Source organism: Variovorax sp. P5_A3, assembly GCF_056400665.1.
In genome coordinates this window covers 160,965-173,010 of the sequence record NZ_JBFUKW010000017.1, presented here as the reverse complement: position 1 = coordinate 173,010, position 12,046 = coordinate 160,965, and the positions used below count along the sequence as shown (strand labels likewise).

Annotated in this window: 8 protein-coding genes; 2 read left to right on the top strand and 6 right to left on the bottom strand. The window is 66.5% G+C overall.

The genetic code is table 11. The features are described 5' to 3' along the window. From AC1D3B_RS24080 to AC1D3B_RS24070, 3 genes are all read right to left on the bottom strand, one after another. A partial coding sequence (locus AC1D3B_RS24080) for an autotransporter outer membrane beta-barrel domain-containing protein (RefSeq protein WP_478193188.1) occupies positions 1-4,778 on the bottom strand: 4,778 nt, incomplete at its 3' end. A 229-nt stretch (positions 4,779-5,007) separates the two neighbouring features. Next, positions 5,008-5,835 (bottom strand): prolipoprotein diacylglyceryl transferase, encoded by an 828-nt coding sequence (lgt, locus tag AC1D3B_RS24075; protein ID WP_478193187.1) that lies wholly within the window; start codon positions 5,833-5,835, stop codon positions 5,008-5,010. A gap of 108 nt (positions 5,836-5,943) precedes the next feature. Further along, entirely contained in the window at positions 5,944-6,870 is a 927-nt protein-coding gene (locus AC1D3B_RS24070) for a LysR family transcriptional regulator (protein ID WP_478193186.1), read from the bottom strand. Between the two features lie 98 nt (positions 6,871-6,968). Here AC1D3B_RS24070 and ilvD point away from each other — a divergent pair, with 98 nt between their 5' ends. Then, positions 6,969-8,663 (top strand): dihydroxy-acid dehydratase, encoded by a 1,695-nt coding sequence (ilvD, locus tag AC1D3B_RS24065; protein WP_478193185.1) that lies wholly within the window; start codon positions 6,969-6,971, stop codon positions 8,661-8,663. A 27-nt stretch (positions 8,664-8,690) separates the two neighbouring features. Here the strand turns inward: ilvD and AC1D3B_RS24060 are convergent, their stop codons facing one another. Then, the gene (locus AC1D3B_RS24060) at positions 8,691-8,945 is read right to left on the bottom strand and encodes a TIGR04438 family Trp-rich protein (RefSeq protein WP_478193184.1); all 255 of its coding nucleotides are present in this window, start codon (positions 8,943-8,945) and stop codon (positions 8,691-8,693) included. 105 nt (positions 8,946-9,050) lie between these two features. On the opposite strand from AC1D3B_RS24060, the gene AC1D3B_RS24055 reads away from it, so the two are divergent. Further along, complete coding sequence (locus AC1D3B_RS24055; protein ID WP_478193183.1) at positions 9,051-9,353, top strand: c-type cytochrome; 303 nt, start codon at positions 9,051-9,053, stop codon at positions 9,351-9,353. Positions 9,354-9,359: 6 nt separating this feature from the next. Here the strand turns inward: AC1D3B_RS24055 and AC1D3B_RS24050 are convergent, their stop codons facing one another. Continuing rightward, entirely contained in the window at positions 9,360-9,866 is a 507-nt protein-coding gene (locus tag AC1D3B_RS24050) for a LapA family protein (RefSeq protein ID WP_478193182.1), read from the bottom strand. An 84-nt stretch (positions 9,867-9,950) separates the two neighbouring features. Next, complete coding sequence (gene acs / locus AC1D3B_RS24045; protein WP_478193181.1) at positions 9,951-11,945, bottom strand: acetate--CoA ligase; 1,995 nt, start codon at positions 11,943-11,945, stop codon at positions 9,951-9,953. Positions 11,946-12,046 lie beyond the last annotated feature (101 nt).

Here is a 12,046-nt window from a genome sequence, read left to right as displayed (position 1 = left end):
GTCGCGCCGGCAGCCACTTCGGCGGCGCTGTAGCCGCCTGCGCTCGCGATGACGGTCGCTCCCGCCGGTCCGATGAAGGTGGCCGCGTCGTCGCCGAAGCTGGCGTGGTACAGGTTCAGGCGTCCATAGGGTTGCAGCCGTCCGGCGCTCGTGGCGAGGTCCCCCTTGATGCGCACGCCGAGCCGACCGATCCAGCCGCTGTCCGCGTCCTGTTGCACGCGTGCGCCGCCGAGAAACAGGTCGTCGAAGCTGCTGTGCTGCCAGGCGAGTTGCGCCTGCGGCTCGATGCTCCAGCGCTCGTTCAGCGCAAAGGGCTTCCCGCTTTCGATCGAAGCCGTGAAGCTGCTGGCCTTGCCCGAGACCCGGGGGTTGATGTCGGGTTTGACGTCATAGCGCTGGCTCGCCCCCTGCAGCACGCTGTCGACGTACCAGCCACTGGCATCCATCCAGGTCGCGTACGCGCCAAGGAAGCGCGAGCGCAGGTCATTGCTGCCCACGCGCGCCGTGAGCCCGCGCGCATTGCCGGTGACATCGGCGCTGCCGTCCAGGTAGCCGACATAAATCCCTGACTTCCAGGCGTTGGTGACGAAAAGGTCGGTGCCAACCTGCAGGCCGCTCACGTGTCCATCGCTGTGGGGCTGCGCGATGCCCGCCTGCTCGATGTCGAGGTCGGCATACACGAGGCGGCCCCACGCCCGGCGCGTGCCTGCTGCCGCAGCTCCCGATGCGCCGGCGGTGCCTGCGCTGGTGATGGCTGCGGGGTCTTCGTCGCCCACGCGCCGATGCAGGTTGCCCAGCATCGCGAGGTCGGACTGCCTGAACTGCGCGGGCAATGCGGCCACCAGCGGGACCTCCGCCCGGTAGGTCGGAATCTGTAGCGGCGGTAGCGAAGGAGGCGTCGGCTGCGCGCCCGGAGGCAGAACTTCGCCCACGGGCGGCGGAATCACCGGAGGAACCGCGGCAGTGGTCGACCGCAGATACCAATTCTCGCCCGCGCCGAGCGCGTCGGCTGCATGGAGCCGGTATTCGAACGCGCCCGCATCCACGTGGCCGCCGGCCAGGCTGAATGCGCTGCGGGTGGTCTGCGCGGTTGTGGTCGCGCCACCGGTAGCACTGATGACCTCGATGCCGTTGCCCGTGGTCAGCGCGCCCAGGCCACCGAGGTTGACGATCTGCACATTGGTGCTGCCGCTCGCCGCAGCCGTGGGTCCGTCAAGCACGAGCCTGTCGCTCGCGCTGCCGCTGCCGGCGAGGGCGGTGCCGAGTCGCAGCAGGCCGCCATTGCCGACATACGCCCCCGTGACCGTGAGCGTGCTGCCCGCTGCGCCACTCACGAGGTTGACAGTGCCGCTGTTCGTCAGCGAGGCCACGCGCTGGTTGAAACCGGCCGTATCGAGCGTGGCGCCCGCGGCCACCGTGTGGGCAGACGCCGCGCTGAAGGTCTGGGTCGTCCCGGCACGCAGAGTGCCGGAGGCGACCGTGGTGGCGCCCGAGTAGGTGTTCGCGCCTGACAGCACCAGCGTGCCGCTGCCGTTCTTCGTGAGCGCACCGCCGCCGGAGATCACGCCCGAAAGCGTTTCGCTGAAGGCGCCGGTGTCGATGACGGGATCGCTCGTCCCGGTGAGCACCACGGCATTGGCGACGTTGAGCCCATCGACAGCAAAGCCCAGGGTCGTGCCTTCGTCCATCGCCAGCGTCCCGCTGCCGAGCGCGTTGCCGTGAGCGATCGTGATCTGGCCGGCCTTGAGGGCCGTGCCTCCGCTGTAGCTGCTCGCGCCGGCGAGTGTGAGGTTCGAGCCAGCGAGCTTGACGACGGTGCCGCTGCCGCTGATCTTCCCGTCGAAGCTCAGCGCCGTGCTGCGGTCGAACACCAGCGAGCCGTGGTTGACGACATCGCCCGTGAGGCTGCCTGTCACGCCGCCGTTGCCCAGCTGAAGCGTGCCGCCGCTGATGGTGGTGCCGCCGCTGTATGTGGCATCGGCGCTCAGCACGAGCGTGCCGGCGCCGGCCTTCACCAGGGCGCCGCTGCCGCCAACGCTGCCGGTGTGCGTCAGGGTGGTTCCCGCGGCGGTGTCGATCGCTCCGCCCGCGGCGCTGACCGTCGTGGCGCGCGACGTGGCGATGGTGGCAGTGGTCCGGAGAGTGCCGCCGTCGAAGCTCAAGGGGCCCGACGCAGCACCCAGGTTCGTGTCGCTGGCAATCTCGAGCACGCCGCCCTGGATGGCCGTGCCGCCCGAATAGGTGTTGGCGCCTGTGAGCACCAAGGTGCCGAGATCGCTCTTTACCAGTTGCGAGATGCCGGTGAGCATCGAATCGATCGTTGCCGTGTAGCCGGCGCCCGCCGAGGAGCCGTCACCCACCCGCACGGTTGAGCTCGGCGCGCCGACGAGGGCGATGCTGCCACCGTTGATGCGGTAGCCATCCGCGGCGAACTGCATGCCGGACACGCTGACCTGTCCAAGGCTGTTGTCCACCGCTACGAGTCCGGCCTGCGCCATGAAGACGGCGAAGGAGCCGTTGCTGAACGGCGCATTGACCAGGCCGTCGCCGTTGGTCCAGTTGTCGTTGCCGCTGGCGTTCTGCCACAGGCCGTTGCGACCGTTGACCGTTGCATTGTTCTTCGGACCCAAGGCGCCGTCCCAGTACCTCAAGGTGAGGCCGGCCGCGTTGACCAAGTTGACCTGGCCCGCGACCGACGTCTGGACGAACTGGCCCGGCAAGGTTCCGGCGCCCAGCACGAGGCCCTGGTCATTCAGCGCGCCGCCGTAGTTGAAGACGCGATACACACCCGGCTCGAAGCTGCCGCCCGGCGCCACCGTGACGTTCAAGGTGCCGTCGAGCGTCAGGTCGCCGCCCACGTTGGTCAAGTCATTGAACTGCCCGCCTGCCGCGTTGGCGCGCCCAAAGCCGTACGCGAGCAACGACCCGCTGGCAAGCGACAGGCTCCCGTTGACCGCCAACGTCCCCGGTGCCGTCCCGGCGGCCCCGGGCGAAAGCGTGGCTGCGTTAGCGACCGTCACGCCGCCGCCGAGAGTGCCTGTGCCACCGAGTGTTGCCCCGGCGGCCACGCTGGTGAGCCCGGTGGCGCCCGCCTGGTTGCCATCGATGTACAACGAGCCCGCTGCAACCGTGGTGGGTCCCTGGTAGCTGTTGTTGCCGGAAAGGATCGTGGCGCCGGCGCCGATCTGGGAAACGGACCCCGTGCCGCTTATGAGCCCCCCGAAGCCGAGCGTGTCGCCGCGATTGAAGGCCAAGGCGGAATTGTTGTTCACATCGCCCACGATGCTGCCCGTGGTGCCCCCGTTGCCCAGTTGCAGCCGGCCCGCCGTGATCGTGGTGCCGCCGGTATAGGAATGGTTGTTGATCAGGGTCGTGGTGCCGCTGCCCAACTGCGCCACCGAACCGACGCCGGAAATCACGCCCGGGAAGTTGACGGCGTCCGAGCGATTGAACGCCAGGGTGCCGTTGTCCGCGACATTGCCGAGGATCGCACCGGTGACGCCGCCGTTGCCGAGTTGCAGGGTCCCGGCTTCGATGGTCGTGCCGCCTGTATAGGAGTTCGCACCGCTCAGCACCAGCGTGCCGCCGCCGCTCTTGGTCGCGGCGCCGCTGCCCGATACCACGCCCGCTTGCGTCGCGCGATCCGTTCCCTCCACGAGCAGGCGAGTCGCGGTGTTCAGGACCATCGGACTGTTGATGAGCACGCCATTGGCATAGGCGACGTCGCCTCCTGCTGCGGTCAATGACGACAGCCCCAGGGACGAACTGCCCAGGCGCAGGATCCCGCCGGTGGCCGTCCAACTGGTCGCGGTCGTCGCGGTGCCGTTGAGGGTCCAGGTGCCGGCCTCGATTTTCTGAAAGACTTCGAATGCCCGGTACTGCGCCGAACTTCCGATCTGCGCGATGTCAAAGACGCCATCCAGGGCCGCACCAGCAAGCGCGAGTGTGTCCGTGCCGGTGCCGGCTGTGACGATCCCGGTGATGCTGGAGGTGGATTCCAGGGTCACCGAATCATTGGCGCTGCCGAGGGCGATGGCGGTGCCGTTGACCACGCCGGTGGCAATGGTGCCGGCGTTTCGCAGAAGGGTCTGCCGGTTGCTGTTGACGTTGACCGCCACGGACCTTTCGCCGCGGATGGTGCCTCCCAGGCGGTTGTCCAGGGTGAAGACACCTCCGTTGGCGTTCATGAAAATGGTGCCCTCGCTCGCGCCGCCCGTGGCCGAGATCGTCCCCTGATTGATGAGCCTGCCAGACACGTTGGCAACGAAGCCATGCATGGCATTGGCGACGGGGTTGAGGTTGTTGCTCGCAATGAGGCCGGTGGCGCCATTCACGATCATGAAACCGTTGCCGTTCGGGCTGATGACGTCGACGCCTTGGCTGGCGACGCTCACCCGCAGGGTTCCGTTGTTGGTCACCGTCTGGTTCGCAGCCGACAGCAGGATGGCCGAAGCGCCTGCCCCGGGTACCGCCGCTCCGTATTGGAAGGTGCCCGCGTTTTGGACAGTCAGTGCGGCGCCGGCCCCCGCCATGTTGATCCAGCCGTTCAGGGTTCCTGCTGGCTGGATGGTGAGCGACTGGTTGGCGCCCAGCGTGCAGCCGGCGGTCTCGGTGCCGGTGACGGCGGTGCAGTCGGCACATGCGATGCGCGCCGTGCCCATGAGTGCCAGCGCGAGCAAGGATCGCGAGGTCGACTTGCACCGCCCCCGCGTCAGCTCGGAGGCCGCCATCCACAGCTGGTTCGAAGCGCTCCAGACCAACCGATAGACCTTGTTCATGGACCCCCAACAGCCCCACGGAGCTATGTGCCAATGTGGTCGAGCGATTGTTGGATCAGGCTACGGGGCTGTCCATCCCGGTGGCCACGGACTCCACGTACGTGATGCGGCCCCAAGGCCGCCCCGAACGGGTGGTTGCGCTCGGGTGCGACTACATGCCGCCAACCGTGCAGATCGGGCCTACGGCTACGACTTCGGCATCCGGCACGCGTTCTGACGCGAGCTTCGCTCAGGCCCGCGCGGTCGCCGCGGCCTTGCGGGCAGGCGCACTGGCATAAAGCCAGATGCCGAACACGATCATCGGCACGCACAGCCACTGCCCCATGCTCATGTTGAGCGCGAGCAGCCCGAGGAAGTCGTCGGGCTCGCGGAAGTACTCCGCGATGAAACGCATCAGCCCGTAGCCGACCAGAAACACGGCCGACACGCGACGCTCGCGCCGCTCCTTGCGGGCGTAAAGCCACAGGATCACGAAGAGCAGCAGGCCTTCGAGCAGGAACTGGTAGACCTGCGACGGATGGCGCGGAAGCATCGATCCGCTTTGCGGAAAGACCATGCCCCAGGGCAGGTCGGGGCTGCTGAAGCGGCCCCAGAGTTCGCCGTTGATGAAGTTGCCGACGCGGCCCGCCGCCAGGCCGGTCGGCACGCAAGGCGCGACGAAGTCCATCACCTGCCAGAACGGACGTGCACGCGAGTGCGAGAACCACACCATCGAAGCGATCACGCCCAGCAGCCCGCCATGAAAGCTCATGCCGCCCTGCCACACGAAGAAGATCTCCAGCGGGTGCGTGAGATAGAAGCCCGGCTTGTAGAAAAGGCAGTAGCCCAGCCGGCCACCGACGATGACGCCCATGACGCCGAGGAAAAGGATGTCTTCGAGGTCCTTGCGGGTCCACGCGCCCGGGCCGGTGATAGAGCGGAACGGCTCGTGCTGCAGCCGGCGCGTGCCGAGAAAAAAGAACAGGGCGAAGGCGGCCAGATAGGTCAGGCCATACCAATGGATGGCGATCGGCCCGAGCTGCAGGGCCACCGGATTGATCTGCGGGTACATGAGCATGCTGGATTAAAACACCCCCAGGCTCACGCACTTCGTGTCGCTCTCCACCCCCTTGCAGGGGGCAATACCGGCGGACCGGCGGAGCCGGACCCGCGGTATTCCTGGGCTTTACGCCTTGATGAATTCGATGAAGCGCCCCAATGCTGGGTTGTCGATGTGTGATGGCCAGACCAGGCTGGTTTCGCAGCGCGGCAATGGTGCGGCAGTTCGTCGGCGAGCGTGGGGCTCGAACTCGGCGGCGGCGCGATAGACAACGCCCGAGCGTCGGAACTGCATGACGCTTTCGGGCACCCACGCTACACCGAGGCCGCCGGAGACGAGGTTCACGATGGTCTGCATCTGGATGGCTTCCTGGGCGATCTCGGGGGTTCGGCCGGCGGCGTGGTAGAGGGCGAAGATGGTGTCGTGTAGCGACGGGACGATGCGGCGCGGGAAGATCACGAGGGGTTCGGCCAGCGCGTCCGCGAGCGGCACCTTGTCCGCCTTTGCCAGCGGATGCCTAGCCGGCACGGCCAGCACCAACGGCTCTTCGGAAACCGCCAGGCGCTCCAGTCCCGGCGGGGCGAAGCCGGGCGAATGCAGCATCAGGCCGGCGTCGATCTCGCCGCGGGAGAAGGCTTCGAGCTGCACGTCGCCGGTGGCCTCGACCAGTTCCAGGGCGACCTCGGGGCACTGGATGCGGAACTCGCGCACCCACGCGGGCAGGCGCTCGAAGCCGATGGTCGAGACGAAGGCTAGGCGCACGCGCCCCACCTCGCCCGCAGCCGCTGCCCTGGCGCGCGCCGGAAGCGCTCGCGCGCGCGCCAACAGTTCGCGGACATCGGGCAGCAGGGCCTCTCCGGCCGGCGTGAGGGCCACCCGGCGCCGCGTGCGGTCGAACAGCAGGACGCCCAGCGTCTTCTCGATCTGCGCGATGGCCTGCGTGACCGGCGGCTGCGTCATGTGCAGGCGCGCAGCGGCACGGCCGAAGTGCAGTTCCTCGGCGACGGCGACGAACTGTCGCCATGCCCTGAGGTCGATCCAGGCTTCTTTCATACGTCAAGCATATCAATCAGACACAAAAATCGGATTGGAACCAATCAATCAATCGTCCGATACTTGGCGTCCCCGATTCCCGACCCATGAGACACACGATGGACACCAAAACGATCCAGATCAACCGCCGCAGCGCCAACATCGTCGAAGGCAAGAGCCGCGCACCCAACCGCTCGATGTTCTACGCGATGGGTTACGAGGAAGGCGACTTCAAGAAGCCGATGGTGGGCGTGGCGAATGGCCACAGCACCATCACGCCCTGCAATTCCGGTCTGCAGAAGCTGGCGGATGCGGCCATCGAAGGCATCGAGGAAGCCGGCGGCAACGCCCAGGTGTTCGGCACACCCACCATCTCGGACGGCATGGCGATGGGCACCGAAGGCATGAAGTACTCGCTCGTCAGCCGTGAGGTGATCTCCGACTGTATCGAGACCTGCGTCGGCGGCCAGTGGATGGACGGCGTGCTGGTCGTGGGCGGCTGCGACAAGAACATGCCGGGCGGCATGATGGGCATGCTGCGCGCCAACGTGCCGGCAATCTACGTCTACGGCGGCACCATCCTGCCGGGCAGGTACAAGGGCCAGGACCTCAACATCGTGAGCGTGTTCGAGGCGGTGGGCCAGAACGCCGCGGGCAACATGAGCGACGAGGACCTGAAGCAGATCGAGATGCGTGCCATCCCCGGCACCGGCTCTTGCGGCGGCATGTACACGGCAAACACGATGAGCTCGGCCTTCGAGGCGCTGGGCATGTCGCTGCCCTACTCGTCCACCATGGCCAATCCGCACGACGAGAAGCAGAACTCGGCCAAGGAATCGGCCAAGGTGCTGATCGAGGCGATCAAGAAGGACATCAAGCCTCGCGACATCGTGACCAAGAAGGCGATCGAGAACGCGGTGGCGGTGATCATGGCGACCGGCGGATCGACCAACGCGGTGCTGCACTTCCTGGCCATCGCCCATGCCGCGGACGTCGAATGGTCCATCGACGATTTCGAACGCATGCGCAAGAAGGTGCCGGTGCTGTGCGACCTCAAGCCCAGCGGCAAGTACCTCGCAGTCGACCTGCACCAGGCCGGCGGCATCCCGCAGGTCATGAAGCTCCTGCTGAACGCCGGCCTCCTGCATGGCGATTGCCTCACCATCACTGGCCAGACCATTGCCGAAGTGCTGAAGGACGTGCCGGACCAGCCGCGCGCCGACCAGGACGTGATCCGCCCGATCGGCGATCCGATGTACGCCGAAGGCCACCTCGCGATCCTGAAGGGCAACCTTTCGCCCGAAGGCGCGGTCGCGAAGATCACCGGGCTCAAGAACCCGGTCATCACCGGACCGGCACGTGTGTTCGACGACGAGCAGTCGGCCTTGCAAGCCATTCTCGACGGCAAGATCAAGGCCGGCGACGTGATGGTGCTGCGCTACCTCGGTCCGAAGGGCGGACCCGGCATGCCCGAAATGCTGGCCCCCACCGGTGCGCTGATCGGCGCCGGTCTGGGCGAGAGCGTGGGCCTCATCACCGACGGACGCTTCTCCGGCGGCACCTGGGGCATGGTGGTCGGCCACGTGGCCCCCGAGGCGGCGGCGGGCGGCACGATCGCCTTCGTCAACGAAGGTGATTCGATCACCATCGACGCACACGAGCTCAAGCTGGAACTCAACGTGCCCGAGGCGGAGATCGCCAGGCGCCGGGAAGGCTGGAAAGCGCCCGCTCCGCGCTATACGCGCGGCGTGCAGGCCAAGTTCGCGTTCAATGCGTCGAGCGCCAGCTCGGGCGCGGTGCTCGACAAGTTCTGAGCGTCAAGCCTCGGAGGCGGTGCCCGGTTACCGCCGCCGGCGGCTCGAGCGGCTGGTCAGCATGCCGAGATTGCTGCGCTGGCGGTCGATTCGGTCTTGCCGGCGCTCGTTCTCTCTCTCGACGGCCTTGCGCTTGGTGTAGCCGGAGGAATCCGCCCAGGCCCACCAGGCGACCGCGAGCGCGAATGGGGTCAGCACAATCCACCAGCTCATCGTGACGACAAAGCTGACTTCGAGCAATTTGAGAGCCACACCAAGCAGGCCCAGCATCAGAAACCACATTGCGAACTCCTCCGTTATTTGCGCGGGACGCGTGCAAAAGAGCGTGCACCGCCCTGCCTACAATCGCGTTGGATCGACTGTACCCCACCGTCTCGTTGGAACCCCATGAAAAAAGCACTGCTGATTGCTTTGTTGGGCCTCGGTTGTAGCGTGCCTGCACTTGCCGACCTTGCCCTTGCCACCTCGAAGAACTGCATGAGCTGCCACGCGGTCGATCGCAAGGTGCTCGGGCCGTCCTTCAAGGAAGTGGCGGCGAAGTACAAGGACAACAAAGGCGCCGTCGACCTGCTCGCCACCAAGATCATCAAGGGCGGCTCCGGCGTCTGGGGCCCCGTGCCGATGCCGGCCAACAACCAGGTGAGCGAGGCTGACGCCAAGAAGCTCGCGGCCTGGGTGCTGGCCCAGTAACGTCGATCAGACCGGCGGCGGCATGCCGGCCGCCGACACCGACGAGCGGCGGTCGAAGCGATCTTCCAGCTGGCCGATGTGCGCCGCGAGCGTGTTGTCCGACTGGTCGGATCGCAGCCTGATCGCGGTCTCGAGCTGCTCCACCCTGGCCAGCAGCGCGGCGTGGCGTTCGGCATTGCGCGCCATGTGGGCGTTCTCCTGTGTCTCCAGGAAGTTGCGCAGCTCCGTAAACCGCGAGGCCTCCGCCTTGTCGGCGAGATCGCGCTGGGCCTGCATTTCCTTCGTGTGCCGGCGCGTTTCCATCAGGATGGAGCTTTGCAGGTAGACCACGTAGGCCACGAAGAAGATGCCCAGCAGCGCCGTGAGCCCGAGCATGATCAGCGCGAACGGCGCAGTGACCTGCATGAAGCCGATCGACATGGCTGTGGGCGTGACCAGCAGCCCCCAGTTCAACGCCGCCAACGCCGCGATCAGCAACACGACGACCAGCAGCACCCCGGTTCTCAGTCCCATGACGTTGTCTCCTCGACGATCAATGGGCTGTTTGTAACGCATCGCCGCCACCCGCCCTGTCGGACGGGGTCGCGGACGGCCAAATCAATATGCTTGACCCAGTTGTTCAAGGATCGCGGGGTTCTCGAGTGTGGAGGTGTCCTGCGTGATCGCCTCGCCCTTGGCGATGCTGCGCAGCAGGCGCCGCATGATCTTGCCGCTGCGCGTCTTCGGCAGGTTCTCGCCGAAGCGGATGTCCTTCGGCTTGGCGATGGGACCGATTTCCTTGGCCACCCAGTTGCGGAGTTCGGTCGCGATCTGCTTGGCCTCGTCGCCGCTCGGGCGGCCGCGCTTGAGCACGACGAAGGCGCAGACCGCCTCCCCCGTCAGGTCGTCCGGCCGGCCGACGACAGCAGCCTCGGCCACAAGGTCGGTCTTGGCGACGAGCGCGGATTCGATCTCCATGGTCCCGAGGCGGTGGCCCGACACGTTGAGCACGTCGTCGATGCGCCCCGTGATGCGGAAGTAGGCCCGGTCGGCGCTGCGCACGGCACCGTCGCCGGCCAGATAGATCGTGCCGCCCATCTCTTCCGGGAAATAGCTCTTCCTGAAGCGCTCGGGATCGTTCCAGATCGTCCGGATCATCGAGGGCCACGGCCGCTTGATGACCAGCATGCCGCCGGCACCATTCGGGATGTCCTTGCCAGTCTCGTCGACGATCGCGGCCATGATCCCCGGCAGCGGCAGCGTGCACGAACCCGGCACCAGCGGCGTCGCGCCCGGCAAGGGCGTGATGACGTGGCCCCCCGTCTCGGTCTGCCAGAAGGTGTCGACGATCGGGCACTTCTCGTGGCCCACGTTCCGGTAGTACCACATCCAGGCTTCGGGATTGATCGGCTCGCCCACCGTGCCCAGGATCCGAAGGGAAGACAGGTCCCAGTTCTTTGGATGCACCTTCTCGTCGCTGTCGGCCGCCTTGATGAGGGAACGGATCGCGGTCGGCGCCGTGTAGAAGATCGAGACCTTGTGCTTTTCGATCATCTGCCAGAACCGGCCCGCGTGCGGAAAGGTCGGGATGCCTTCGAACACCACCTGTGTCGCGCCCGCCGCGAGCGGGCCATAGGCGACATAGGTGTGGCCGGTGATCCAGCCGATGTCGGCGGTGCACCAGAAGACGTCTTCCGGACGGATGTCGAAGGTCCAGTCCATCGTGAGCTTGGCCCACAGAAGGTAGCCGCCGGTCGAATGCTGCACGCCCTTGGGCTTGCCCGTCGAGCCGGAGGTGTAGAGGATGAAGAGCGGATGCTCCGCGCCGACCGGAACGGGAGCGCACTCGGTGGCCTGCCCCTTGAGCGCCTCGCCGAAGGTCTTGTCCCGCCCCGTCACCATGTTGCAGGGCGTCGAGGTGCGCTCGTAGACCAGCACCGTCTTGATCGATTCGCAGCCACCGAGCGCGATGCCGTCGTCCACGATCGCCTTGAGCGGGAGTTCCTTGCCGCCGCGCATCTGGAAGTTGGCGGTGATGACGGCGACGGCGCCAGCGTCGATGATGCGTTCCTGTAGCGCCTTGGCCGAGAAGCCGCCGAAGACCACGCTGTGCGTCGCGCCGGTGCGGGCGCAGGCCTGCATGGCGATGACGCCTTCGATGGTCATCGGCATGTAGATGATGACGCGGTCGCCCTTCTGAATGCCCTGCGCCTTCAGCGCATTGGCGAACTGCGACACGCGCGCCAGCAGTTCCTTGTAGCTGACCTTGGTGACGGTGCCGTCGTCGGCCTCGAAGATGATCGCCGTCTTGTTCTCGACCGGCGTGCCCATGTGCTTGTCGAGGCAGTTGGCCGAGGCGTTGAGTTCACCATCGTCGAACCACTTGTAGAACGGCGGGTTGGATTCGTCGAGCGTGCGGGTGAAGGGCTTGCTCCACACCACGTTGGCACGCGCCTGCCGGGCCCAGAAGCCCTCGAAGTCGTCCGCCGCTTCCTTGCAGAGGGCGTCGTACGCCGCCATGCTCGGAACGCGAGCGCCCTGGCTGGCGCGGGCGTCAGGCGGAAACACGCGGTTTTCGACCAGGACGGATTCGATCGTGGAAGCGCTGCTCATTCTCTGTCTCCTGTACCAACGTTCATACGGAAGGTAAATGTGGGCGTCCGCACTTACGGATCACTGACTGGACATGTTAACGACAGGACGATGACACCAGC